Here is a 25,053-nt window from a genome sequence, read left to right as displayed (position 1 = left end):
CTGATACTCCTCTCTTTTTATTTTTTTCTATGCGATATCCGCCATATGCCTGGGACTGTACTGCCCGTTTTCATGGAAAATTTCTTCCAGAAGATTCAAATTTTCATCGGAGTGTTCAATTTCTCTTGCATATTCATAAGCTGTCTGAACAATTTCAGAAAAGGTCAGTCGTTCCTGATTCTGCAGCCATTTTGCGAAACAAAGTTCATCTATCCAGAAGACGCTGAACACAGCCAGAACCATTTTGGTATACACCATATCGTCATAAACAGCGCCGCAGAAATAAGTATAGACAAAAAATATAAGAATCTGTTCCTGATAAATTTCCCAGTTTTCCCTTTCCTTTTCTTCTATGTACTGCAGAAATTTTCCACGCTTTTTCTCATAAGAAGACCTTCCTTCTCCGTATAATTCAGCTTCCAGACAGGACAGGTTTCCCTCCCATTCCGTGCGCAGCACTTCCAGTCTGCGCAAGTCTTTCAGCATAAACTGCATACTCTCAAAACGAATTTCTGAACGTTTTTCAGGTTTTCTATCTTTTATTTTCTTATCTGCTTTCTGCAGTTCTTCCGCAAAATCCACTTCAAAAAGTATGCCTTCTTCCAAAGCATTCTGGAAGAGCTGTGTTATGTGCAGACATAGGAAAACTCGCTTTCTGATACTGTATTTCCGATTTTGAAGGATTTGAAAAAGATACGTTCGCACCTCTTCCAGCTTTCCGAAAAGCAGAAAATCAAAGTCTTCATAATCTTCCTCTATTTCTTCCAAATCGTCCTCTTCTTCCAGAAATTCCACTCTGGATTTGCAGCCCAGAATCATTTCTGCTGCCACAGGACAGGAAAGAGACAGGGACAGCTCCCGCAGGTTTTCAAATTCCTCTGTGTGCCTTGGATACTGCCTGCAGGTTTCGCACAGTGAGGAGGGGCCCAGTTTCCTATAGATATCGCACAAATTCTTTTCATTTAAAAAGCTGCAGCGCTTTTCATACTGCTCAAAGGCTCCCACAGACCAATCAATAGAGTTCAGAAGACGGATACCGAAATCTCCCTTCACCCGACTGTAGGTTTCCAGAGATTCCTCATCTATGAATATCTGCCAGCCTGCACAGCAGGTATCCGGACATTTGTCAGCCGTGCAGACAAAATCCTGATAATAGTGGGGTTTTCTGTAATACATAGTGAAAATGTTCCTTTCTGCTTTTCTCGTAGTATTCTCAAAAAAGAATACCACTGCCCCACCCCTTTTTCAAGTTTCCTTCATGTATTTCTCAAAAATATTTTCCACATTTTCTTTTCTCAACGCATACATATGATTCAGCGGCCCGCTGCCGTTTCCCAGGTTCAACTGTGCCCGCAAGGCTCCGGTAATGTATGCTTTTGCCCTTCTGACGCTCTCCGGCACATCATAACCTTTTGCCAGATTACAGGCTATGGCAGAAGACAGCGTGCAGCCAGTGCCGTGTGTATTGGGATTTTCCACTTTTTCTCCTGGATACCAGATAAATTTTCCTTCAAAATACAACAAATCATCTGCCGTCTCCTTTAAATGTCCGCCCTTTAAGAGCACAGCTCCCTCCATGCCCTCTCCAATGATTTGCGCCGCTTTTTCCATATCTTTTCCTGTATGAATGTTCATTCCTGTCAGAATTTCCGCCTCTAAGAGATTGGGGGTCACCACATCAGCCAGCGGAAACAGTTCTGCCTTTATTGCCTTCTCTGCCTCTTTCTGCATAAGAGTTCCCCCACTGGTAGCTGACATGACCGGATCCGCCACAATATTTTCGGCTTCATATTCCCGCAGTTTTTCTGCAATGGCATGGATAATCTGGCTGTCTGAAACCATACCGATTTTCACAGCATCCGGACAGATATCCTGGAAAATACAGTCCAGCTGCTTTGCCACAAATTCCGGCGGTACGTTCTGAACCCCGTAAACTCCGGTAGTGTTTTGTGCAGTCAGGGCAGTAATGGCTGTCATGGCATACAGACCGTGTGCAGTAATGGTTTTTATATCGGCCTGGATACCTGCTCCGCCGCTGGAATCTGAACCTGCAATGCTCAGAACTTTTTTCATACTCCTTGCCGTCATTTCTTCTGAAAGTTCCCGCAGCCGCCTGCAGGCCTCTTTTATATTTTTCTGTCCGTAAATCCCGGAAACCACAGCAACACCGGAAACGCCGCTGCCTTTTAATTCCATCAGATTACTTTCTTTCACGCCTCCGATAGCTACCACCGGAATGGAAACGGCCCGGCAAATGGCCTGCAGCTCTTCTCTTGCAACAGGCTTTGCGTCCTTCTTGGTAGAAGTTCCAAATACAGCTCCCACGCCCAGATAGTCTGCACCCAGAGCTTCTGCTTTTCTGGCATCCTCCACAGTCCGGCAGGACACACCAATGAGTTTATCCGGCCCCAGTATTTCTCTGGCTTCCAAAAGCCCCATGTCCTTCTGCCCCAGATGAACACCGTCCGCCTGCACCTTCCTGGCAATTTCCACGTTATCATTAATCACAAAGGGAACTTTGTATTTTGCTGCTAACTGCCGGATTTTTACGGCTTCTTTGAAAAATTCTTCTTCTGCTAAATGTTTTTCCCTCAGCTGCAAAAAGGTAACTCCTCCTTCCAGAGATTCTTCCACCTGTTCTTCAAAAGACTTTTCTCCCACCCAGGTTCTGTCTGTCACTGCATAAAGCTGCATATCTTCTTTTTTACATTTCATGTCTTTTCCTTTCTTTCGGAGACGTAAAAACCGGGAAACGTCAGCACGTCTCCCGGTTTTCACATCTCCCTACGCTGGCATTACCCATATCAGGTTAAAGGGTCGAAGTTTGAGCACTTCCTCTCAGCCCGCCTACGGGCTCCCCTGACTGCATATGAAATTGTTTTTATGCATTTTCCAGCTTTTCTGTCCATTCTTTCTCCTTAAAGCCGGGAAGTGCAAAATCTTCGCCCACCAGAATCGGACGCTTCACCAGCATCCCATCTGTGGACAGAAGTTCCAACTGCTCTTCTTCTGTCATGGAAGGCAGTTTGTCTTTTAAATGAAGTTCTTTGTACTTATTCCCGCTGGTATTAAAAAATCTCTTTAAAGGAAGTCCGCTTTTTTCATACCATTCTCTTAATTCTTCCTTGGAAGGTCTGTCCTCCACAATATGGCGCTCTGAAAATTCCGGATTTCTCTCTTTCAGCCATTTTTTTGCTTTCTGGCAGGTGGTACATTTTGGATATTCCACAAATAATAACATAATTTTGATCCTTATAATCTCTCTGCATTCGATGCCATGAATTTGTACTCCGCTACAGAACGGTCAAAGCCTTTGATGTGGTCAAAGAGCCAGTCCACAACATTTTTCTGTACCTGTGCAACAAAAGCTTCTGTAGGACCTTCTTCCTCTTCCAGCATTTCCTGTAATTCTTTTACTGCTTTTTTGAATTCCGCATGTTTTTCCTTATGTTCTTTGATACCCGGATATTCCATTTCTTCCTGCAGTTTCTCCTCTGCACTAAAGTGAAATTCTGTATAGTCCAACAGGTAATCCAGCATTTTTACTGCTTTAATTTTACCCTGTCCGTCTTCACAGCTTTCCAGAAGCTGGTTAATTCTGCCAATCAGTTCTTTATGCTGAGAATCTATCATCTCATTTCCTGTTACTAATGTTTCATCAAATTCTGCTCTCATAGTCTTAAACCTCCTCTGTGATTAGCTATAGTGTACCACATTTTTTCCGGTTTTCCAATCTAAATTTCCTTTTCCAGAATCACTTTCTGACACCGAAGTCCATAATTTCTGTAAAATTCCAATACCGATTGATTGAAATTCCACGCTGTCAGTTCCAGTTTAAAAATATTCCTGCGTCTGGCTTCCGCTTCTGCCTCTATAAGCAGCAGTTTTCCGATACCCCGGTTTCTATATTTTTCGTCCACGCAAATTGCCTCCACATAGGCTCTCTGCCTTTTTCTGGTAATACTGCCTCCTCCGGCTGTATGATACTTTATCTCACACATGCCCACCATTTTTCCGCTTACGCTGGCTGCCAAAAACAGGATTTCCGGGTTAGCCATGTCTTCTGCAAACTGCTCCAATGTATAAAAATGCTGCACATCTTTATAAATATCCGGTCTGGCCTGGCTGTGCAAATCATGCACCTGCTACATAAATCCCGCGATTTCTCTGTAGTCCTCTTTCTCCGCCTTACGAATCTTTGGCTGTTCCTTCGTATCCTCCATATCTCTCCTGCTCCTTCCTCCTGCAAATTTCACCCCACTGGCAATGCCCGCAGATTCCCTCCCGTCTGCCTGGCTTCAGAATACTCTTCTCCACCAAATGAAAAAACTCTTCCCAGGAAATGACACAATTTTCTTCCAGTCCACATGCAAGCAGCACCTTTCGGTCATATTCTTCCACTTTATCCTGGCTAATGCAGATATCTTCCCTTAAATTTGGACATTTCTTACATAGAATATCCCCTGTTGTCACAATTTGCAAGATTGGATTCTGCTCCATGCCTGCCAGAACGTTTTCCATATGCGCTGTAAATCCGTCACTATACCCTTTTCCCTCAAAAAAAGCAAGGCACATACCATGATGTGCCCGCAATCTGAGAAGCCTTTCTTCTCTCATCTTCTGATAACGCCTCCCAGTCTCTTTGTCAAAACCATTGCCAACAAAATTTTCAGCAAATCCGGAATAATAAAAGGAATGACACACCAGCCTAATACTGCGCCGATTCCCACTGGACCTGTCTGGCTGGTATACACGACCAGAAACCACAGAGTTCCTACGGTATAGCAGGCCAACAGTCCTGCAAGCATGGAAAAGAACAGCGCTGCCTTTCCTCTTCCGAAGAATTTTTCCATCCCCCACATCACCAGTGCAGAAACCAGAAATCCCACAATATATCCTCCGGTAGTTCCTGCCAGAACTCCAATTCCTCCTGTAAATCCTGCAAACACCGGAATTCCTATGATGCCAAGCAATATGTAAATCAAAACCGCCATGCTGCCTCTTCTTCCGCCTAAAATTCCCACAGCAGTAAAAACTCCCATAGTCTGCAGTGTAAATGGCACCGCCGCCGGAATGGAAATCCAGGAGCATACTGCAATTAATACTGCAAAAATACTCACATAAACCAAATCTTGTGTCTTATTTCGTTCCCCTGCTATTGTTGTCATATTCTTTTTCCTTTCCTGTTGCTGTTTTTCAATTTTTCTTCCTACACTTTACCATAGGGTAGCAATAATTGTCAACCTTATTATACTTTTAAGTTTACAATATACTTTTTGTTTACAATAAATGTGGCACAAAACAGCTATGGAAAAGAAAATAGGAAAAGCATTTTCATTCTCCATATGGTTTCGTGCCACATCTTCCTCTTGTATTTCTTAGTAGTTCTCTTCGCTCCACTTCAGGAAGGAACCTGTATTCGCGTCAATTTCAAACTCATACTCTGTCTGCTGGTAAACAATATCTCCCTCGTAGATATATTGCCCGTCATCCAAATCCAGTTCCATGCGCAAATCTTTTTCCTCTGCTCCGGGAACACGTTCTAAAGCCGCTTTTTTCGCGTCTTCCTGGCTGACAGCTACCTGAACGTTCTGTGCATCTCCCTGGGAACTGCTTTCTGCTGTGTTCTGCTGGTTTGCTGTATCCTGTCCCTCTGTTGTCTGTGTACCGGAGGGTGTCTGTGTCTCATAAGAATCACGGACGTCTGTTTCCTCACTTAAAACGGCTCCGTCACTGGCCCCGATGTCATAACTGTACTCCTTCTCTCCTGCATCAAACTCCACTTCGTAAATACTTCTTCCGTCATCTCTGTCCTTGCTGACTTTTAATCTGGAAACCTCATCTTCCGTAACCCCTGCCTTCTCAAATGCAATACTTTTGGCAGATTCCTGTCCAATATCCTTTCCTTCTGCTGCTCCGCATCCTGCCAGCAAACCTCCTAAAACCAAAACAGCTGTTATCCTTGTATATTTCTTCATAAATAAAATCTCCTCTCTGTATTTGATGAAGTCAGTATACCCAGGAAAGATTAAAGAAACATTAAAACCAGAAAATATTTTACTTTTTTTCTCCACTTTCTTCTGTGGGCAGCCAAAAGGTAAACACACTGCCCTTGCCAAGAGTACTTTCCACCTGGATTTCTCCCTGGTGGGCCTGCACAATCCATTTCACCATAGGCAGCCCCAGCCCGGAATGACTGTCCTGTATTCTGGCCTTATCGACCCGGTAAAACCGCTCCCAGATATGAGGAAGGTCTTCCGGGGAAATTCCCTTTCCATCATCCTCTATACTTCCCCAAATTTGATTTTCCATACCCTGCAGACGGATTTTCACATAGCCCGGTCCTCCGTGATAAGCAATGGCATTGGAAACCAGGTTCACCACCATACGGAGGTAAAGACTCTCGTCCACTTCCGCAAAAAGATTTTCCTCTATCTGCATTTCCAGCCGGATATTTTCTTTCTCTGCCAACAGTTCCATCTCCAAAGCAGCCATTTCCGTCAATTCACTGAGGTTTACCCGCTCTTTTTGAATTTCCTGCCGTCCCTGGTCTGCCCTGGACAAAAACAGGAGGCGCGAAATCATGTCTGACATTTCAAAAGCTTTTTTCTGAATCCTTTGCAGCTGCGTTTTCTGCTCCCTCGTCAGATTTTCGTCTTCCAGCAACTCCTCACACTGCGCCAGAATCACTGCCGCCGGCATACGAAGTTCATGAGAGACATCCGAGGTAAACTGCTTTTCCCTCTGAAATCCCTCCTCTATCTGCGCCAACATTTTATCAAATGTTTCTGCCATCACATAGACTTCATCTGTGCCGCGGCCAAGACCTACTCTTCTGGACAAATCCCTGTCTTTCTGTATCTCCTGTACGGTTTCTGTAATCTGCCTTACCGGGCGCAGCGTCCTTCTAATGAAAAAATACCCCGCTGTTCCTGTAAGCGCTACCAGCAGAGGCAACAAAATCAGAGCCAGACGCTGAACGGTTTTCATACTGTTTTCTGCACGATTAATGGAACAGACACCCCGGATATACACGTCCTGAAATTCTCCCGGCCGATACTTGATATCAAAAACATACCACCGCGCGGCGCCTGTTCCCACAGTCTGCATACTCCCATCTGCAAACACCGTCTTTTCCTGAAAACCATAAGGCACTCTCCCAAAGAGAAAGGTTCCCGTTTCATCATATAAAGCCAGGTAAATGCCATCCTCCAAATCATAAAAATCCTGTTCCATATCCAGTTTACCATTTTGCACACTTACTTCATCCATACTTTCATATACCCGCTTTTCCAGTTGAGCCTGTACAGAACCTAAAATTTCCTGGCTACTGAGGGAAAACAACAGCCCCAGGGAAATGCAGGTTAAAAGCGTCATGAAAAAAGTAAACATAAGCGTCACTTTTATTTTCAAAGATATTTTTTTCATGCTTTCTCCTTCAGCACATATCCGGCGCCCCGTACAGTGTGAATCAGCTTAGAAGTAAAGCCCTCATCAATCTTTTTCCGCAGGTAGCGGATGTACACGTCAATCACATTCGAGCCTCCTGTATAGTCATAATTCCAGATATGCTGCTCCAGCTTTTCTCTGGACAGCACGATTCCCTGGTTCTGTATCATATAGCGAAGGAGGGAAAATTCCTTTCCGGAAAGTGTAATCTCCTTCCCGCCCCGCAGAACTTCATGGGTATCCAGGTGTACTTCCAAATCCGCCACACGGCACACGTTTTCCTTCTCTCCTGTTCCCCGGCGCAAAAGCACCCGGATACGCGCCAGCAGCTCTTCCAAAGCAAAAGGCTTCACCAGATAATCATTGGCCCCCGAATCCAGTCCCTTCACCCGGTCTTCAATGCTGTCTCTGGCTGTCAGAAGCAACACCGGAACCTGATTTCCCTCTTTTCTGATTTTTGTCAGCACGCTCAGACCGTCCAGCACCGGCATCATAATATCCAGAATCACTACATCATATTCTGCACCGGCCAGATAGTCCAGCGCCTCTTCTCCCTGAAAACAGGTATCTACACTGTAATGCTCTTTTTTTAGCCTGGATACTAAAATCGCATTCATATCTCTGTCATCTTCGGCTACCAGAATTCTCATAAAATCACGTCCTCCCTGTACTTTCTAAATGCCTTTTTTCATCTAAATGCACATTTTTCATAGCAACAATGAGCCATACAACAAACATATTTCTCTGCTCTTTACTCATTTTTTCTGTATCATAAAATTGTCTTTCGCGAAACAGTTCAGATTCATTTTCAATTAAATCTTCTGCAAGATAGTTTTATCAATGGATTATCTCCCCTTCCATATCATATAGTTCTGTTCTTCACTTTGATTATATCAAATATTTTTATTTCGTACATAAATTTCCGTTCAAATTTATCGATAAAAAATATGTTCTGAATACTATTGAATGGCAATCTAAAAATTTATTGGAAATAACTTATAGGGAGGGATAAGTTAATGAAGTACGCAAAAGGTATAAAATATTCTTTGTCATTTGTAGCACTTTTGTATATTTTAGGTATTTGCTTTGTTCCTTTTGTGAAGCCACTAAAATATAATTGGACTGCATGGTTAGTTTTTGGAATATATTTATTAAATCTTGTTTTTTTGTGGGCTATTGATGGAAAGAAAACAACTATAATGGATGACAAGGAAGAAGCAACAAAAGAGGCGAAAATATCTCAAGAATTATTAAGAGACAGAAATAAATGGATTGTATAATGTTACGTCTTGATAGTTCTATACTAAAAGTAAAGTGGAAACGGGGCGTTGCAAAATAGGTGAGTGAGTATCTATGGAGCAACCCCCTTTTTTTGATAAAGCATCAACCAGTTCCATTCAAAAATTCTCGAAATTTCTCGCTATGTTCAAAAACGGCATTATAACTGCCTGCCATTTCAATTCCACCATCTACAAGAAAGATAATTTCATCATATTCTTTTAAAAGCGGAGAATGAATATCATGCGTAATCGACAGTAATGTCACATTCTTCCTACTAAGAAGCCGTTTCTCTATATCATAAGCACTTTTCTTATCAATCGCCGACATTCCCTCATCAAGAATCAATATCGGCTTTTCATGATAAACAGCCCGTGCCAATGCTATTTTTTGCTTTTGCCCTCCTGACAAGTTTGCTCCATTCTCTTGTATTACCTGCTCCAGCCTACATTTCTGATCTTGTATCAATTCCAAGACTCCACTGATTGTGCAGGCATCCACCAAACGTTTTGCATCTTCCTTTTCCGTAAGTGTAATATTCTCTTGTACGGTTGAATGAAACAAAAAAGTATTTTGACCAACTGTTGCAAACAAATTGATATATTGACGATATTTGTTTTCAATACCGCATCCGTCTACCAGAATATTTCCTGCGTTCTGCTTATAAATACCGTTAATAAGATTGATTAATGTTGTCTTTCCTGCACCGCTGCCTCCTACTACTGCATATTTCTTACCTTTTCGTATTTTCAAATAAATTTCATGTAATATTTCCTTCTGCCCTTCATAAGAAAAACTGATATTACACAGTTCAATGTCTTTTTCAAAAAGAAGTAATGCAGATTCTTCTTTTTGGTTTCCCCTATCATTTTCATCTACAGTCAATATGCTTAAAAATCGTTCCTCTATTGCCCGGCCACCAGAAATCTTTGGCAAATTTGTCATAATGAGTATCAACGGCTGAACAAATGCACCTGTCAGCTGCATCACCGCAACCATTTCCCCGACATTTAATATATTCATAAACACAAATTGAGCCGACACAAACAGTACCAGCAATTCTGTCGCAACGGACAGAACGGAGGAAAATGTCTCACTTTTGGATAGATTTTTATCCAGTGAATTCTTTTTTTCATAATATTTTTCATTCGCAGAATCAAATTTTTCTCCTGCTTTTTCCTGATAATTGTATGTACTAATCACATAAAATCCTTCCAAATAATCTGACGCAGTCCCAGTTATAAGAGCAAGTCGTTTTGAAACCTTTTCCTGTGCCAGAGAAATCTTCTTATTAAAAAGACGTGGCAAAAAATAAATAATTACTGTACATGTAATAATCAGAAAAGTGATACTTATGTTTGTGCCCAATAGAGCCAGCAGTACAATTGTTGCTGATATGACATTTTGTACTACACAGAGTTTACTTCTCACTATTCCTTCCTGATAAATCTGAATATCATTTGTGAGAAGTGACAAATAATCTGATGTTGAAGATTTCCGAAAACCAACAAACGAATATGACATTATTTTTCGAAACAAAAGACTACGTAATTGTCCTATATAACGATTAATCATTCTCTGCATGTAAAAATTCCTTAGATAGTTAAATCCAAAATATAGCACTATAAAAATCAACGCACCAAAAACAATCCTCCTAAAGTCATCCATCTGCTCAGTACTTACTATATTAATTGTCAGTTCAATAATCAGTGCGATTGCCACGGATAAAACAGCTGTTATAATATTTAATACCATGTAAATAAACAAGGAGTTTTTAGAATGTCTGCAGTATTTATTCATCTAACTCCTCCTTCTCTTTCTCATTAACAGGAGCGGAAATGATTGAAATATTTCTGAGTTTTGCTCCCGGACTGTTTTTCCTATAATATTTCTGGCATAATTTTTCATGCTCTTGGATGAACTGCTGATATTCAGCATCCGTAAGCAATAAGTAATCTCTCCCTGCAAACAACATATCTTTTGTGGGATCAGGTTCCTTTTCGTAATACTTCTGGAAATCTGAAAGCAAAGATAATAAGAAAGTCAATATTGCATTAAAGTCATTGTTTTTAGCCACTTTTTTCAGCGAATATATCTTTTCTATGGTCCCTCGGATTCTATTTTCCTGCACCACTTCTATAATCTGATTCTGCTCAAGTAATCTAATATGATTATAAATGGATGCCTTTGAAACGGCTGGTAATGAAGATATAATCTCACTTGTGGTAGCTTTTTTGTGTATGCACAAATACTGCAAAATGCTTAATCTTACCGGATGTATTAATACTTCTGTTTTATTCATCCCTTCCCCTCCAGTCTACTTATTTTTATTATTATATTTATTTTTATTATTCTATTTATTTATAATATTACACTTGATTTATTCGTTTGTCAATAGATTTATGAAATCAGGAAATACAAACGGAAAAAGGAGACTGCCGCCAATACAGTCTCCTCTCACAAAAGGGCCTCTTCTGTTAGTTTCTTCTAGTACAACGAATACTAAGTTTCTGCTATATTGACGTAGAATAATTGTTCCATATGCAAGGCGGAGGAATGAGGCGTAGCGGTGGCTACGCTGATTGACGACAACGATGCAGATGGACAATTAGGCAAGTCAATATGGTGGTTACTTAGTATTCGCTGTACTAGATTCCCAGTGCTGCTCTCTTCTCTTCAATCCGGGCAATCATGGCATCTCCCAGTTTTTCAATATCCTTTTCCACCGTGTAGGAAGCCTCTACCCAGTCCCGTACGCCTTCCGTCAGCCAGTAAACCATTTCCGAAGAACCGCTGACCTGAGGGTCTACGCCCAGAAAGGTATCAATACCGGTTGCCACAACATAGTTGCCAATGGACACTGCCTTTTCAGACATCCATTCCGGCGCGCAGCCTACCAGAGGCAGCTTGGAAACAGGAAGTCCGGAGTCTATGGACAGCTTAGAAGCCAGTACCATCATACGGCTGATATCCACACAGGAACCCATGTGCAGCACCGGCGGAATATCTGCCAGTTCACAGACTCTCTTCAACCCGTCTCCGCATAAGTCCTTGGCTCTTTTATCCATCAGGCCTGCTCTGGCTGCTGCCTGAGCAGAACAACCGGAAAGAATAACGAGAATATCGTTTTTAATCAGTTTTTTCATTAATTTTATATGCGCAGAATCCGGACGTACTCTGGGGTTATTACAGCCTACCATAGCTACTGCGCCTCTCAATACACCTGAGGTAATGCAATCCAGCAAAGGTTTGGTAGTGCCCAGCGCTTCTCCCTGTCCTGCTGCCACACCATCCAGTGCATGGATAATAGCCTCTACAGAATAACCGACTGTGGCTTTCTGCTTCATCTGGGGAATATGTACCAAATCCTGCTTTCTGTTGACAAAGTTTTCTACTGCCATGCGTACAATCTGCTTTGCATTTTCCCCTGCTGTCTTGGCATTAAAACGGATAAAATCAGAATCCGGCATCTGTGCGATGGGAGAAGTGGTGATAAATTTCGTATGGAAACATTTGCTCAATGGACCCAGGGCCGGAAAAATACACTGCACATCTACCACAATGGCTTCGCAGGCCCCCGTCAGTACCACGTTCTCCTGCTGCAGGAAATTTCCTGCCATAGGAACACCTCTTCGCATAGCGACTTCATTGGATGTACAACAGACACCTGCCACTTGAATACCCGTCGCTCCCAAAGATTTTGCAAGGGCAATCATTTCCGGGTCTTCTGCATATTCGCAAATCATTTCTGACAGACTTGGATCATGTCCATGAATAATGATATTGACCTGGTCTTCTTTCATAACCCCAAGATTTGCTTCCGTGTCCACTGCTTTTGGCGTGCCGAACAGCACATCGGAAAATTCCGTCCCGCACATAGAACCACCCCAGCCATCCGACATACCTGCACGCAGAGCCTGTCTTACCAGTGCTTCCGGTTTGGAGGAACAGCCCATATGGGTCATGTGCATAGCGGTAGAAACTTCCCGGTCAATGGCTCTCGGCTCCAGCTCTGCGGCCTGCCACAGTTTCCGGGTGTGTTCCGGCGCTCTGCTTAACCAGCGCTGTACGCCAAATGGCTTTCCGTACTCCAAAAGAGCCAGTTCGGACATCTCATGTGCCAAATCATAAATGTCTTTTCCCTCTGTTTCCAAGCCCCATTCTTTTGCAATGCGCATAAGTTTTTCCGGATCTTTTACCTGGTAATTGCCATCCGGGGAAGCTGCGTGAAGGGTATGGCAGATTTCTCTTCCGTGATCTGAATGAGTTGCTGCGCCTCCGGCTGTAAAACGCAGAAAATTTCGTCCTGCAATACCGTGGGCATCACAGCCGCAGATACCTCTCGGTGCCTTTTTGGTAATACGGCATGGGCCCATGGTGCAGATACGGCAGCAGATACCCTCTTCTCCAAACTTACAGTGGGGCGTCTGGTTCTTCACTCTGGCCTGCCAGGAATCCGCCCCTACCTTCTGTCCTGTTTCCAGAAGTCTTTCCGTGGCCTGTTCAAATTCTTCAATGGTTGTCAATCTGAATATACTCATCTCTACCTCCAACTATTTTTGTTTGTCTATATTATAACAATCTCCGTCAAAGTTTCCTATCAACGGTTTATTGAAGGTATCAACCAATGATTGATACAAAAGTATTTGACTTTTTTCCGCTATACAGCCAACTGTCCCTTATGGTACAATAAGATATAAAAAGTTCAGGAAAAATAACTGCTTCGAGGAGGATTCAAAAACTATGCGATTGACCAATTATGTTGCGGCCATGGACTGCTGGAAAGGCCGGGTGGACAGCACCACAGATTACGATGCTTTCCGCTGGCATCAGTGGGTACAGCCATTAGATTTAAACGAAGTTACAGAAATAGAAAACGGGAAACTTGGATTTGCGTTTATAGGCTTTTGCAGTGAGCAGGGGGTAAAACGAAATAAAGGCCGTATAGGAACCGCTCTTGCACCGGATTTTATCCGGACACAAATGTCAAATTTCCCTTGTACATTTTCCCAGGAAGTAAAGTTCTACGATGCCGGAAACATTCTCTGTGAGGAGATTTGCATGGAGGAGGGACAGCGTCTTTTGGGACTTGCTGTGGAGAAAATTCTGGATATGAACCTGTTTCCCATTGTTCTGGGCGGCGGCCACGAAACCACTTTCGGGCACTTTCAGGGACAGTTCGCCGATTTGAAGAAAAAAAAGGAATCCCTGGATATGGGCATTATCAATTTTGACGCGCATTTTGATTTAAGACCTTATGAGCATGGCCCGTCTTCAGGCTCCATGTTCCGTCAGATTGCAGATATTTATAAAAAAGAACAAGCTGCTTATCACTATCTGCCTCTGGGAATCCAGGAACACAGCAACACGGTCAGCCTGTTCAAATACGCGAAGGAAATCGGAGCGGATTATATTCTGGCAAAGGAAATTCAAACCTCCAATTATTCGGTCGTTTTGGAGAAAATCGACACTTTCCTGTATGAATGTGATTCTGCTTATATTACCATCTGCACGGATGTATTTTCTTCTGCATTTGCGCCAGGCGTAAGTGCCACACAGACCCTGGGACTGGATCCGGAAGCGGTGCTTCCTCTGCTGAAACATATCCTGAGAACCCGCCAGGTCAGAGGCTTTGACATCTGCGAAATTTCCCCTCGGTTTGACCAGGATAATACTACGGCCAAGCTGGGGGCTGTGCTGATTTTTGCCGTGGTAAACACGCTGTGCAAGCTGAATAATCTGGCAATTGATGTACTTACCCATTAAGTATTTGTCCATACAGACACGGCAGGTTCTTAGAGGACTTATACAAAAAAGGAGAAGCTATTTCACTATAACAGTTTCTCCTTTTTCTTCATAATTTCAAGTGTACTACTATATTTTATTGTTTCACAATAAACCAGGCAAAGTCTGCATAATCCTGGCTTTCTTTTCCATAAGCGGAAGCATACATTCCCATTGTACACCCCACAAAACCGCCTGCGTATTCAGTACTATAAGGCCGTAAGTCCACTGCTTCCGCAACAGGCCGTGTCTCCCCGTTTTGTACTATGTAAATCCTTCCCACTTGTTCCTCTGCCTGAAACAGGATTTCTATCAGTCCTTCACAGATAGATGCAGTACCCAATACCCGTTCCTGCCCATCTATAGTTTCTATTACACTGGTGGTACGCTCTTCATTCTCATTCCGTATTTCTGCCCTCAAAAAGTTCCGATGATTTTGGAACAATAAAACTCCGGCTCCACTATGGCTGTCCTTGGGTATAAATTCCAATCCTGCAGATACTGTGAAGGTATAGCCCATTTGCCGCACACCCAGATAAGTGCTTCTGGCTTTTTCCCCTACGTGATGTCTTCCTGCCTGTAAGCGCAGAAAACCTGGCCTTGCATGTAATGAATACATATGAGAATCTCTTCCGTAAATACTCACCAGTTCTTTCGGCAGTTGGTTTCCGTAAAATTGAAAAAACAGATTCTCTCCCGCCTCTCTTGGGAAACGCACAGGTTCTTGTGGCAGTTCCAACCACTCTTCCAATTTTCCAATACCTGGATTGATTACCGGCCAGCCATCTTCCCACTGGACTTTCGCCAGAAAAGTTTCCCTGCCCATGCTGCTGCATCCCTTGCATCTTCTGCAGGCCAGCATTACTATATACCAATTGCCCTTTCCATCATCTACTAAATCCCCATGTCCCGCACATGTTACAGGATAATTCCGTCCTAAATGCCGGTGGGTAAACACTGGGTTGCGGGGACATCCTTCAAAGGGCTTCTCAAGACTTTTAGTTCGTGCAACGCAAATACAGTGCTCCTCTGCTGTTCCTCCCTCAGCATGGAACAAATAATAATATTCCCCCATTTTATACAAATGAGGACCTTCTGGCCAAATAGCATTTTGCATGGCACCCTTCCAAATAGTTCTGCTTTCCCCTATAAGGCGCATATTTTCCAAATCTAATTCCTGAAGCCAGATTTCCCAGTCTCCGTTATATTGAACCCCATTGCTGTTTGGTCGTGTTCCCACATAATAACAGGTTCCATCTTCGTCAAAAAACAAACTGGGATCAATTCCTTTGGCGTTCTCTCCCAAATAAAAAGGATCAGACCATGGACCCTGTGGTGTCTTAGATGTAACCACAAAAGTTCCCCCCTGATCCACATTTGTAGTAATCATATAAAAAGTTCCATTATTCCAACGAATTACCGGGGCAAAAATGCCTCTGGAAATTTCTCCCCCGTCTAAGGATAATTGCTCCGGTCTGTCCAGAATATTTCCTATTTGTTCCCAGTGAGCCAAATCTCGGCTGTGAAATAAAGGAACTCCAGGAAAATAAGAAAAGCTGGAGTTTACTAAATAATAATCTTTCCCTACCCTACATATGGATGGGTCGGGATAAAAACCTTTTAAAATGGGATTATTGGTTTTCAGCATATGTACCTCCTAAATATTGACGCTTTATTTTACATAGCCGAACCCAAGAATGGTAAAATTCTTTCTTTCCTCTCCCTGTGCCGGCCGTATAGTTATGTTATGTGTTTTTGTCTCTTTCCCTTTAAAAAGAATGACTGCATTACAATGTGTCCAACCATTTTCGAGGGGATTTGCTGTGAGAATCTGTTTGTGATCCACATAAACCTCTGCCTTACCTGCATTGGTTTCCCCAGAATCTTTAAACACCAGAAGAAGGCTTTTACAGGTAATCTCCATGGTAAATGGAATCATCTCCCGTATAAGTTCTTCTCCTCTGTACTGCCAGTTATAGGGAAACTGGGGTGTGGGTGTAAGATCCAAATCCATTTCTACACACTGCAAATCACAGTCTGTACCATCAAAACTGCCACAGCAGATAACAGCATCCTGGCATAAGCTTTTCCGGTCTAAAAGTTGTACATCCTGAAAGTCGCAGCCTAAAACAGGAGTACATTTTTCCTGTAAGATACTGCTGTCTTCGCTTCCAGCCAAACTGTTATCTGCTGCTTCAAACAGATAATCCAGGCATTTTGCCATAATTAGGTGTCCCAGATTCGATGGATGAAACATATCATAGAAAAATTGATTTCTGGAAATCACCCCACCCTGCTCCTTTGGCAATCCAAATTGGGGAGATACTGCATCCCGGACACTGACCATAGGCAAATGATAATAATATCCCACCGGACTTAACCGCTCCTGCAGGTTCCAGTCATTTGCAAATACGGAAAACAACAAGATAACTGCCGGATTCCAGGGAAGCTGCAAAACCTTTCGTACCAGACTTTCATAGCATACACCCTTTGTCTCATCCCCTTCATCGTTCACGGCAAACTCTATGACAATCAAATCCGGCTTCTCCTGTTTCCTTAGCACATCTCTTTCAAACCGTATCATTCCCAGTTCCGAAGGAGTCCCCCCTACTCCTGCTTTCAGATAATGTACATTTTCCCCGACGCCAAATCTATCTTTGAAAGCACAGCAGGTCTTCCATGCATAGCATTCCCGGTGAATAGGCACCGCACCGGCCCCCTGAGTAATCGAGCCTCCTATAAAAGCCAGGGTGACATCCTCTCCCTGTTTTGCTTTTTCTATGACTTTTTTCATACGAAAAGGATTTCCCAGTGACAAAAGAGATCTGGCAATCATAGATTCTGCTGCTTCTCCTGTCAGATTCGGTGTATCTTCCTCACCTTGTTCTGGAACCTGGAATCCATTCTGTACATAAAGCATCACACTTACTTTCGCCTTTTGGCCTGGTTTTGGGAATCGAAACCGAATCTGCCCAGGTTCCTTGTCATCCTCAGACCATTTAATTTGCTCCAGTAAAATCTTCTGCTCTATGCCATTTCCCTTTAAAGATAGTTTTATAGCAGTCCCGCCGCCGTAAAGATTCTGTTTTCCATACATTTGAAATACAAATTCAATATCCTCTTCCGGTGTTTCGGCGTCTATGCTTACCCCAATACTATGCACCAGACTCCGAAATCCTTCCACACTTTTTAAACAGCTCAGCATTTCTTCGTCCTGTATATTTCCCACAATCCTGGCACTGTTTACTAATCTCCCATCTGATTCATATAAAAACTGGACGCCGCTTCCGTCTTCCTGAGGTGCGCCGAAAACTTCTTTTTCTCTCATAATATAAAAACCCGCCCGCTTTTTTTCCGGATTTTTTGGTGCCACAGGTCCTCTCATATTCCCATTCCTCATTTCCAAATACGATAATTTCCACTTAGTGCCATTAGTGCGAACAGATACAGGAAATTGTCATAATATCTCCTGTCTCCTGTTCGAAGGGGTGTGTTCCAGAATTTTTCCACACATTCCCTGGAATATGCCCCATCTGCTGCAAGAGATGCCTGAGCATTTACTGCAACTACAGCTACCGGATGCAGAGCTTTTTCTTCTAATCTTGTTCCATCGATAAGAAACACACCATCCCAGTGGCCTTTTTGCTTGACACAGTAAAATTCCTGGAAAGTCTGAGCAATTTCCTTCTGCCATGGGTCCTTCCCAAACCATAAGGTATCTAAACCAATGTTTGCTATCGTACGATAAGCATCACTATAGTACCAGTCGTGGCGCCCAAACTGTTCTACATGTCCGGTATGAGGTTCTCCATTGTATTCACCATATTCTGGTGACAATCCTGTATCCGGATGACAGGCACAATGAAGATATGTTCTGCTGGCCTGTGCTGCCTGTCTCCAAAACTCCCTGTCTTCTTTGTTTGCCCATAATGCAAATAATTCATAAAAATGTGGAAGATGGTAAGAGGGGTCTGTAAAGTCTACCCCTGGAATAAATTTAATCAATTTGTTTTCTCTATCCCACATAGGTTCTCCCAAATTTCCATTTTCTCCTTTGTGTACACATTCTTTTAAAATGTTTTTCGCTTCCTGGCTATAGTTAAAAATTCCTGTACCGTCACCCCAGCGGTGAGAAGCAAAAAATAATGACATAGCAAAGAATTCTTCTCCATCCGGAGCCGGGCCATCAGAATTCGGACTTCCCTCTGTGCTGCAGGACCAGCGGAAATAATAGCGTCCTGCGCCTTCGCTCATCCACATATAAGTTTTTACCCATTTCCAGATACGGTCAAATTCCTCTTTTTTATTTAACTGAACACAAACCATCATTCCATAAGACATTCCCTCTGTGCGGACATCATGATTTCCTGTATCTTCCAGATAGCCCATATCCTCCCCGACCTCATGATAAAACCGCTCTGCCTCCGTTCCATAAAAAACAGTTTCAAAAGCATCCTTCAATTTTTTCTCAATTTTTTCTTCCGGATAGCCATACTCTTTGAATAAATTTCTATAATTTTCTGTTTCAAACGCTCCTGACATCTTCCTGATTCCTTCCTACTCTGTAATCTGATGTTTATGTATAGATAAAATTGGTAAATCCAGCACTTCCCCCAGTAACACGTGTAGAATACATGAAAAGTGCAAACCGGCATCCGCAGAAGTGGTCCATTTTAAAATACAGCTTCTGTGTTCTTCCAATTTTCTTCCATCCTTTTGCTGTCTCATAAAAAAATTCTGCTTCATCTTTCTTATATTCAAAATCAATTGCTACCTTTAATCTCACATAATCTGACGGTATTCGTATTTTTTCATACTCTGTGCCTGCATCCCAGTTTTTCTTTCCATTCAGGGATTCATCCTCTTCCTGCTTTCCTACCATAACCAGAGACATATGATCTTCTTCTTTTTTCAATGCCACAAATCCGAAACATCCTAAAAATGCACTAATTCCGGCATAATCTCCCACATTCATGTCGCTTCCATTTATCGTCACTTCTGCTTCACACTTAGGATATCGTGTTCTCTGAGTAAGTGTGTTGACTGCCTCTTCCAGTTTTGTACAGAGTTTATCAGACTGGATTCGAAATTCCCCATCTGCAATTGACCAGTGCAAGGAGTCCGGCTGATGGTTAAATTCCCACACTTCCTTTAATGAAATTTTTCCATTTTTGTCTGGAAGATACTGAAAATCATCACTGGAAAATAAAGGAGTATATTGATATTCGGGCCTGCTACTTTTTGTTTCAATTCGTTCCGGTACTCTGCCATGTTTACCAAACACAGGAAAGTCATTTTCCCATTTCACAGGAACCAGTACCGGAATTCTTCCCACTGCACCTCTGTCCTGAAACAGAACCCCATACCATTCTCCATCCGGCGTATCCACAATTCCTCCTTGTGCAATACCCTGATGGCAATAGTTTAAATCATCTGCCAGAACATCTCCTCCGGTAAAGGTTCCTTCGATACTGTCCGATACAAAACAGGCCTCCCGTCTGAACCATTCTTCACCAGATGAATGTATGAGGAACACATAATATTTTCCATGAATCTTATAAAAATGCGCTCCTTCATACCCTAATCTATAGGTTCCCTGTTCTTTCACAATGATTCTGTCTATCCCATTCTCTTTCGGCCCTTTTAGATTTCTATCCAGTTCTGTTAAATGAATCTCTGTATTGCCGTATACAAGATACACTCTGTCATCATCATCAAACAACAGAGAACAGTCATGATAAAAACCTTCTATTTCTTGTTTTTTCCAATTACCGGAAATGGTGTGCGAGTGGTACAGATAGGTTTTCCCTGTGTCATTTGCCGCAAAACATACATAAAATTTATTTTTATGATACCGTATAGAAGCAGCCCACATACCTTTCCCATAAATACCTCTCTTATCTTGCAGACGCTGTCCTTTCGTACCATCCAGACTGTCATAAATATGGCCGGCAATCTCCCAGTTTCTTAAATCATAAGACCTGAGAATCACACATCCTGGCATAAAATGCATGGTGGTACTTACCATATAATAGGTATCCTCTACCCGAATCACATCCGGGTCTGGAAAATCCATGTTCAAAATAGGATTTATACTCATTATTTACTCCTTTACCCCGCCAATGGTAAGTCCTGTTACAAAATATCTCTGCAAAAACGGATACAGACAGATAATCGGTAGCATGGTTAAAATAGTAGCTGCCGCACGGACGGAAGTAGGAGTTACGGTTCCAATAGCATTTTTCATGGCTTCTGCTGAACTTCCTTGATTGGTTACAGAAGACAGCAGTTTCATTAACTCATACTGAAGTGTAGTAAATTCCGGACTCATTCTGTTATAGAGCATGGCATCAAACCAGGAATTCCATTGGCCTACTGCTACAAACAATGCCACGGTTGCATAAACCGGTTTGCATAATGGTGATATAATCTTCAGAAAAATAGTAGTATATCCTGCTCCGTCAAGTTGTGCCGATTCTTCCAGACTATCCGGTATGCCATTCATATATGTACGGATTACCAGCATATTAAATGCACTGAGCATTCCCGGGATTACATAAACCATAAAGCTGTTGGTCAAACCTAAATTCTTATACAGCAAGAAAACAGGAATCATTCCTCCATTAACATACATGGTAATAACCCAAAATAAAGAAAGGGAACGCTTAAACAAAAAGCGCTTTCTGCTAACAATAAAGGCCAGAATTGCATTACTAAACAGCGCCAGCATAGTACCAATAATAGTTCGCAGCACTGTAATATAAGCTCCTGTAATCAGATTATCTTTCTGCAAAATCGTAATGTAGTTTTTCAGCGTCCATTTTCTTGGCAATAAGTAGATACCTCCCCTAAGGGCGTCTGTTCCGTCATTGAGTGAAATTGCCAGTGTATTTAATACCGGATATAATGTTATGGTTACAAAGACAATCATAAAAATCGTATTCAAGACAACAAATACCTTATCCGCTGTCGATTTTTTCTTCATTTATTTATCCACCTCTTTCTGTCAGAATAATCGTTCTTCCCCGTGCCTTTTAGCAATTTGGTTGGCGATAACAATAAGAACAATACTTACAAGGCTCTTGAAAATACCTGCTGCCGTACCAAGTGCATAATTTCCCTGGCTGATACCCCATTTCAATACATAGATATCAATGGTCTGAGATACACTTTGTACTAATCCGTTTCCTAACAGATACTGGATTTCAAAACCTGCATTTAAAACATTTCCAACGTTCATGAGAAGCAAAATCATAATCGTTGGCTTAATGCCAGGCAGTGTTACATGCTTGATTTTTGCCCAACGTCCTGCACCATCCATACTGGCAGCTTCATACAAAGATGGATCAATGGCGGTAATAGCAGACAAGTAAATAATGGCGTTCCACCCTGTCTCTTTCCAGACATTTGCAAATGCTACAATAGGCCAGAAAAATTTAGGATGAGCGAAAAAGTTTAAAGGCTGATCCAAAATATTCAATCTCATAAGGATTTCATTTACAATTCCAGTCCCTGATAACACATCATGAAGGATACCAGTTACTACAATCCATGACAAAAAGTGAGGCAGGTAGGAAATGGTCTGCACTACTTTTTTGCCACCTTTTGCCTTTACCTCATTTAGCAAAATAGCAAATACAATCGCCATCACAAAGGTAGATGCCAAGTTAATGACTCCCATGGCCAGTGTATTCCGGATAACTCTCAAAAACGTTGCATCTGAAAACAAAAATTTAAAATTTTCCAGTCCTATAAACGCAGAATGAAACAGCCCGTCTTTTGGTTTATAATCCTGAAAAGCCATAATCCATCCGCCTAAAGGCAGATAGCAGAAAATAATTCCATATATTACAATCACCACTGACCATAAAAGCAGCACTTTTTGTCTCTTTATTTCTTTCCACGTAATCTTCGGAACCGGATCCATCACGTTTTCTTTTTTTCTACGTTTTGCCGCCGATGTCATAATGTCACTCCTTTTCTTTAAAGGTAAGGCTGTCACATTAAAGCGACAGCCTCTATGTTCTGTTTTCTATTTTTTATTCGTATTTTTCATGTTCTTCTATTCTACGTTCCAGTTCCGCCTGCATTTCATCTAAAAATGCCTGTGGATTGCAGTCTTCATAAACCTTCATATAATCATCCCATGCCTGATCGAAGTCTTCTGCCATCACAACTTTAGGTAAATACTCATGTTTGACCTCTCCCATCTTGGTCCATGCCATACCTCCCGGTGTGCTGGTTGTCAATGTACCACTAAAGGAATACAATGGATACCATGGTCCGGGAGCTTCGCTTGTTCCCAACATATCTACATAAGTTTCCGCTCCATATGCTTCAAAGCATTTTTTAACGTCATCATTTAATCCGTCAAAAAATTCTCTTGGCTGATTCTGTGGTGACATGGCATTGATGCCATCTCTGCTGGTTCCTGAATATTGTGGAAAATATGAATACGTGCACAAATGAGAGGCTTTATAAGCCGTATCAGAGGCCTGAGTCCTCATTTCTTCTGTGCGATAATATTCTCCATTCTCGTCTACATCATAATCTACACCTTCAACGCCCCAGTAACGTAAATCATGAACTTCCTGTCCTAAAAGGTCGTTAATAAACTGAAGCGCGCCTTCTACATCGTCACAGTCTGTTGTAATAGCCAGTCCGCTTGCCACATTGAGAACGCTTCCTGAGTTGTGCCACTGGTTTTTCATTCCTTCTTCAATGGTAATTGGAAGCGGTATGTAATCACAGCCCTGATCATTTAATCCCTGCTGCTTCAAAGAATCATTTACAGAGTATGCAAAATCCCACCACTGATCAATCATTCCCAGAACACGTCCCGTAGATAATTTTGCAATATATTCATCATAAGTCTGTGTAAAGGATTCCGGGTCTATAATTCCTTTTTTGTACTCTTCATTTAATTTCTGGAAATATTTTACAGCTGTGGGAGACGTATTATAATCCATAACCTGAAGTTTGTCTGTATCTACCATAACGCATCCATCATTTGGATAACCATCCAGGAACATTGGTGCATTTTCCAGGCAGAAATATCTCCAATCATCACAAAGAATGGTATATGGAATATTCTCCGTTCCATCTTCCATAGTAGGATTTGCTTCCTGGTATGCCTCAATTAAGTCAAAATACTGATCCATAGTTTTTACTTCTGGGTATCCTGCCCATTCCAGCACACGAGCCTGAATCCAGAATGCTTCATCATTATGGGTAGTTGCTTTTTCCTCTCCATAGATATTTCCGAACTGCTGAATCCAATAAATATGCCCATCATCTTTGCGAAGTTTGTCCCACTCCTCTTCTGTATAATATTCTTTGATATTAGGATAATCGTCTATGTAATCATCCAGTGGAACTAATGCTCCTGCTTCATATAACTGTTCCATGGCATCGCCACCGTCAATAAAGTCCGGATATTCCCCACCTGCAATCATGGTTCCAACTGCTTCTTCTGCTGTCTGTCCGGTAAGCCAGGTTTCTTTACATTTCGCCCCGGTAATCTCTGCGATTTTTTCCTGGATTTCATTATCATCATTGATTTCTGTACCAGGTACAGCGAAAAACGCTGTAAACTCTTTTATTCCTCCTTCTTCCTTTTCCTTGTCCTTTTTTTCTCCTCCACATCCAGCGAGAAGTGATGCTGCCATAGCAATTGTAAGTCCAAAGGCTAACATCTGTTTTCTTTTCATATTACGTTCCTCCTGTTTTTTGATACTCTAATTTTAACAGTTTTGTTTCTCCTTACAACCCGACAAACAACAGCAAAAAGCAGGACAAATTTTAGTTCTTTATAGAATCATGAAAATTTATCCTGCTTTTCACATACTTATACCCCACATTTTGCCTTTTTTCTATAGTTGGTAGGGGTACATCCCTTCACTGCAATAAATTTATTAATAAAATAATCTAAATCTCGGTAGCCTACCTTATCTGCAATCTGATAAATCTTATCATCCGTATGCAACAGACAGTCTGCTGCTTTTTCAATTCTATAATGATTCAGATATTCTTTAAAGGAGACCCCATATTGCTTGCGAAACATCTGCCCCAAATAAGCACTGTTGACAAAATATTTTTTACTGAATTCTTTTAAGGTAAGGTTCTCCTGATAACGTTCCCGTATTTCCTTTTCTACACATCCCAAAACTCCTCGTGAAGTGTTTTTCCGCAGTTCTCCTAAATATTCTCCATATTCCTGCATAAACCTCTGGAAATTTTCTTTCCCGCCTCTAAGTACACTGTTTTCAAATACATTTTTCCGGATATATTGTATAATTTCATCCTGATTCAGACTGTCATCCTGCCCCAATCCTAAATGAGCCAAATTTACCAGCAGATAATTCATATTCATCTGGGTCATTTCTAAATTCATATTCTGCTGATTTAGTTCTTCATATACAATCCTGGCTTTTTTCTCAATCTTCAAAGCATCATTTTCTTCTACTGCTTTTAATAATTCTTCAATACTAGTATAACGAATATTAAATAATTGCTATATTAAATTGATACTGCTTCCTCTTC

At 41.8% G+C, this 25,053-nt stretch carries 23 protein-coding genes and 1 riboswitch; of the genes, 2 read left to right on the top strand and 21 right to left on the bottom strand.

Annotation, left to right across the window (positions count from 1 at the left end; all coding sequences use genetic code 11):
* Positions 1 to 27: 27 nt before the first annotated feature.
* The 10 genes from fliB to G5A70_RS11985 all read right to left on the bottom strand — a co-directional run bounded on the left by fliB (position 28) and on the right by G5A70_RS11985 (position 8,099).
* Entirely contained in the window at positions 28 to 1,176 is a 1,149-nt protein-coding gene (gene fliB / locus G5A70_RS12030; protein ID WP_173749880.1) for a flagellin lysine-N-methylase, read from the bottom strand.
* Positions 1,177 to 1,245: 69 nt separating this feature from the next.
* Positions 1,246 to 2,715 (bottom strand): bifunctional hydroxymethylpyrimidine kinase/phosphomethylpyrimidine kinase, encoded by a 1,470-nt coding sequence (thiD, locus tag G5A70_RS16030; protein ID WP_173749879.1) that lies wholly within the window; start codon positions 2,713 to 2,715, stop codon positions 1,246 to 1,248.
* Between the two features lie 49 nt (positions 2,716 to 2,764).
* A riboswitch (TPP riboswitch) is annotated at positions 2,765 to 2,871 on the bottom strand.
* Positions 2,872 to 2,881: 10 nt separating this feature from the next.
* The gene (locus G5A70_RS12020; RefSeq protein ID WP_173749878.1) at positions 2,882 to 3,241 is read right to left on the bottom strand and encodes an arsenate reductase family protein; all 360 of its coding nucleotides are present in this window, start codon (positions 3,239 to 3,241) and stop codon (positions 2,882 to 2,884) included.
* Between the two features lie 11 nt (positions 3,242 to 3,252).
* On the bottom strand, positions 3,253 to 3,675 hold the full coding sequence (locus tag G5A70_RS12015; RefSeq protein WP_173749877.1) for a bacteriohemerythrin: 423 nt from the start codon (positions 3,673 to 3,675) through the stop codon (positions 3,253 to 3,255).
* Positions 3,676 to 3,734: 59 nt separating this feature from the next.
* On the bottom strand, positions 3,735 to 4,142 hold the full coding sequence (locus G5A70_RS12010) for a GNAT family N-acetyltransferase (RefSeq protein WP_173749876.1): 408 nt from the start codon (positions 4,140 to 4,142) through the stop codon (positions 3,735 to 3,737).
* 46 nt (positions 4,143 to 4,188) lie between these two features.
* Positions 4,189 to 4,617 carry a DUF1284 domain-containing protein gene (locus G5A70_RS12005; protein WP_173749875.1) on the bottom strand — a complete coding sequence of 143 codons (429 nt, stop codon included), beginning with the start codon at positions 4,615 to 4,617 and terminating at the stop codon, positions 4,189 to 4,191.
* Entirely contained in the window at positions 4,614 to 5,168 is a 555-nt protein-coding gene (locus G5A70_RS12000; RefSeq protein WP_173749874.1) for a biotin transporter BioY, read from the bottom strand. The genes G5A70_RS12005 and G5A70_RS12000 overlap by 4 nt, the downstream gene beginning before the upstream one ends.
* 210 nt (positions 5,169 to 5,378) lie before the next feature.
* Positions 5,379 to 5,978, bottom strand: a complete 600-nt coding sequence (locus G5A70_RS11995) for a PepSY domain-containing protein (protein ID WP_173749873.1) — start codon at positions 5,976 to 5,978, stop codon at positions 5,379 to 5,381.
* A gap of 79 nt (positions 5,979 to 6,057) precedes the next feature.
* On the bottom strand, positions 6,058 to 7,428 hold the full coding sequence (locus G5A70_RS11990) for a sensor histidine kinase (protein ID WP_173749872.1): 1,371 nt from the start codon (positions 7,426 to 7,428) through the stop codon (positions 6,058 to 6,060).
* Positions 7,425 to 8,099, bottom strand: a complete 675-nt coding sequence (locus tag G5A70_RS11985) for a response regulator transcription factor (protein ID WP_173749871.1) — start codon at positions 8,097 to 8,099, stop codon at positions 7,425 to 7,427. Before G5A70_RS11985 ends, G5A70_RS11990 begins: the two co-directional genes overlap by 4 nt.
* Before the next feature lie 366 nt (positions 8,100 to 8,465).
* Between G5A70_RS11985 and G5A70_RS11980 the strand changes: the two genes are divergently transcribed.
* Entirely contained in the window at positions 8,466 to 8,729 is a 264-nt protein-coding gene (locus G5A70_RS11980) for a hypothetical protein (RefSeq protein ID WP_173749870.1), read from the top strand.
* A gap of 103 nt (positions 8,730 to 8,832) precedes the next feature.
* Here the strand turns inward: G5A70_RS11980 and G5A70_RS11975 are convergent, their stop codons facing one another.
* From G5A70_RS11975 to cooS, 3 genes are all read right to left on the bottom strand, one after another.
* Positions 8,833 to 10,527, bottom strand: a complete 1,695-nt coding sequence (locus tag G5A70_RS11975) for an ABC transporter ATP-binding protein (protein ID WP_173749869.1) — start codon at positions 10,525 to 10,527, stop codon at positions 8,833 to 8,835.
* On the bottom strand, positions 10,520 to 11,029 hold the full coding sequence (locus G5A70_RS11970) for a helix-turn-helix domain-containing protein (protein WP_173749868.1): 510 nt from the start codon (positions 11,027 to 11,029) through the stop codon (positions 10,520 to 10,522). Before G5A70_RS11970 ends, G5A70_RS11975 begins: the two co-directional genes overlap by 8 nt.
* 346 nt (positions 11,030 to 11,375) lie before the next feature.
* A complete protein-coding gene (cooS, locus tag G5A70_RS11965; protein ID WP_173749867.1) occupies positions 11,376 to 13,268 on the bottom strand; it encodes an anaerobic carbon-monoxide dehydrogenase catalytic subunit in 1,893 nt (630 codons plus the stop codon).
* A gap of 202 nt (positions 13,269 to 13,470) precedes the next feature.
* On the opposite strand from cooS, the gene hutG reads away from it, so the two are divergent.
* Positions 13,471 to 14,493: a formimidoylglutamase gene (gene hutG, locus G5A70_RS11960; protein ID WP_173749866.1), complete on the top strand. Its 1,023-nt coding sequence runs from the start codon at positions 13,471 to 13,473 to the stop codon at positions 14,491 to 14,493.
* 115 nt (positions 14,494 to 14,608) lie between these two features.
* Here the strand turns inward: hutG and G5A70_RS11955 are convergent, their stop codons facing one another.
* From G5A70_RS11955 to G5A70_RS11920, 8 genes are all read right to left on the bottom strand, one after another.
* Positions 14,609 to 16,159: a glycoside hydrolase family 43 protein gene (locus G5A70_RS11955; protein WP_173749865.1), complete on the bottom strand. Its 1,551-nt coding sequence runs from the start codon at positions 16,157 to 16,159 to the stop codon at positions 14,609 to 14,611.
* 24 nt (positions 16,160 to 16,183) lie between these two features.
* The gene (locus G5A70_RS11950) at positions 16,184 to 17,896 is read right to left on the bottom strand and encodes an SGNH/GDSL hydrolase family protein (protein ID WP_173749864.1); all 1,713 of its coding nucleotides are present in this window, start codon (positions 17,894 to 17,896) and stop codon (positions 16,184 to 16,186) included.
* An 11-nt stretch (positions 17,897 to 17,907) separates the two neighbouring features.
* A complete protein-coding gene (locus tag G5A70_RS11945; RefSeq protein WP_173749863.1) occupies positions 17,908 to 19,053 on the bottom strand; it encodes a glycosyl hydrolase family 8 in 1,146 nt (381 codons plus the stop codon).
* A gap of 34 nt (positions 19,054 to 19,087) precedes the next feature.
* Positions 19,088 to 20,611, bottom strand: coding sequence for a glycoside hydrolase 43 family protein (locus G5A70_RS11940; RefSeq protein WP_173749862.1), 1,524 nt, complete (start codon positions 20,609 to 20,611; stop codon positions 19,088 to 19,090).
* 3 nt (positions 20,612 to 20,614) lie between these two features.
* On the bottom strand, positions 20,615 to 21,496 hold the full coding sequence (locus G5A70_RS11935; RefSeq protein ID WP_173749861.1) for a carbohydrate ABC transporter permease: 882 nt from the start codon (positions 21,494 to 21,496) through the stop codon (positions 20,615 to 20,617).
* Between the two features lie 21 nt (positions 21,497 to 21,517).
* Positions 21,518 to 22,477, bottom strand: coding sequence for an ABC transporter permease (locus tag G5A70_RS11930; protein WP_173749860.1), 960 nt, complete (start codon positions 22,475 to 22,477; stop codon positions 21,518 to 21,520).
* Positions 22,478 to 22,550: 73 nt separating this feature from the next.
* Positions 22,551 to 24,221 carry an extracellular solute-binding protein gene (locus G5A70_RS11925; protein WP_173749859.1) on the bottom strand — a complete coding sequence of 557 codons (1,671 nt, stop codon included), beginning with the start codon at positions 24,219 to 24,221 and terminating at the stop codon, positions 22,551 to 22,553.
* Between the two features lie 137 nt (positions 24,222 to 24,358).
* A complete protein-coding gene (locus G5A70_RS11920; RefSeq protein ID WP_226853689.1) occupies positions 24,359 to 24,958 on the bottom strand; it encodes a helix-turn-helix domain-containing protein in 600 nt (199 codons plus the stop codon).
* Positions 24,959 to 25,053: the final 95 nt, after the last annotated feature.

It is taken from the genome of Blautia hansenii (assembly GCF_013304445.1).
In the GTDB taxonomy this organism is placed as follows: domain Bacteria; phylum Bacillota; class Clostridia; order Lachnospirales; family Lachnospiraceae; genus Blautia.
The sequence above is the reverse complement of the archived record's forward strand: the minus strand, read 5'-3'. Positions and strand labels throughout refer to the sequence as shown.

Bases quoted from the DNA above. Each gene is read 5' to 3' on its own strand.
- fliB (WP_173749880.1), bottom strand. From the start codon at position 1,176: ATGTATTACAGAAAACCCCACTATTATCAGGATTTTGTCTGCACGGCT.
- thiD (WP_173749879.1), bottom strand. From the start codon at position 2,715: ATGAAATGTAAAAAAGAAGATATGCAGCTTTATGCAGTGACAGACAGA.
- G5A70_RS12020 (WP_173749878.1), bottom strand. From the start codon at position 3,241: ATGTTATTATTTGTGGAATATCCAAAATGTACCACCTGCCAGAAAGCA.
- G5A70_RS12015 (WP_173749877.1), bottom strand. From the start codon at position 3,675: ATGAGAGCAGAATTTGATGAAACATTAGTAACAGGAAATGAGATGATA.
- G5A70_RS12005 (WP_173749875.1), bottom strand. From the start codon at position 4,617: ATGAGAGAAGAAAGGCTTCTCAGATTGCGGGCACATCATGGTATGTGC.
- G5A70_RS12000 (WP_173749874.1), bottom strand. From the start codon at position 5,168: ATGACAACAATAGCAGGGGAACGAAATAAGACACAAGATTTGGTTTAT.
- G5A70_RS11995 (WP_173749873.1), bottom strand. From the start codon at position 5,978: ATGAAGAAATATACAAGGATAACAGCTGTTTTGGTTTTAGGAGGTTTG.
- G5A70_RS11990 (WP_173749872.1), bottom strand. From the start codon at position 7,428: ATGAAAAAAATATCTTTGAAAATAAAAGTGACGCTTATGTTTACTTTT.
- G5A70_RS11985 (WP_173749871.1), bottom strand. From the start codon at position 8,099: ATGAGAATTCTGGTAGCCGAAGATGACAGAGATATGAATGCGATTTTA.
- G5A70_RS11980 (WP_173749870.1), top strand. From the start codon at position 8,466: ATGAAGTACGCAAAAGGTATAAAATATTCTTTGTCATTTGTAGCACTT.
- G5A70_RS11975 (WP_173749869.1), bottom strand. From the start codon at position 10,527: ATGAATAAATACTGCAGACATTCTAAAAACTCCTTGTTTATTTACATG.
- G5A70_RS11970 (WP_173749868.1), bottom strand. From the start codon at position 11,029: ATGAATAAAACAGAAGTATTAATACATCCGGTAAGATTAAGCATTTTG.
- cooS (WP_173749867.1), bottom strand. From the start codon at position 13,268: ATGAGTATATTCAGATTGACAACCATTGAAGAATTTGAACAGGCCACG.
- hutG (WP_173749866.1), top strand. From the start codon at position 13,471: ATGCGATTGACCAATTATGTTGCGGCCATGGACTGCTGGAAAGGCCGG.
- G5A70_RS11955 (WP_173749865.1), bottom strand. From the start codon at position 16,159: ATGCTGAAAACCAATAATCCCATTTTAAAAGGTTTTTATCCCGACCCA.
- G5A70_RS11950 (WP_173749864.1), bottom strand. From the start codon at position 17,896: ATGAGAGGACCTGTGGCACCAAAAAATCCGGAAAAAAAGCGGGCGGGT.
- G5A70_RS11945 (WP_173749863.1), bottom strand. From the start codon at position 19,053: ATGTCAGGAGCGTTTGAAACAGAAAATTATAGAAATTTATTCAAAGAG.
- G5A70_RS11940 (WP_173749862.1), bottom strand. From the start codon at position 20,611: ATGAGTATAAATCCTATTTTGAACATGGATTTTCCAGACCCGGATGTG.
- G5A70_RS11935 (WP_173749861.1), bottom strand. From the start codon at position 21,496: ATGAAGAAAAAATCGACAGCGGATAAGGTATTTGTTGTCTTGAATACG.
- G5A70_RS11930 (WP_173749860.1), bottom strand. From the start codon at position 22,477: ATGACATCGGCGGCAAAACGTAGAAAAAAAGAAAACGTGATGGATCCG.
- G5A70_RS11925 (WP_173749859.1), bottom strand. From the start codon at position 24,221: ATGAAAAGAAAACAGATGTTAGCCTTTGGACTTACAATTGCTATGGCA.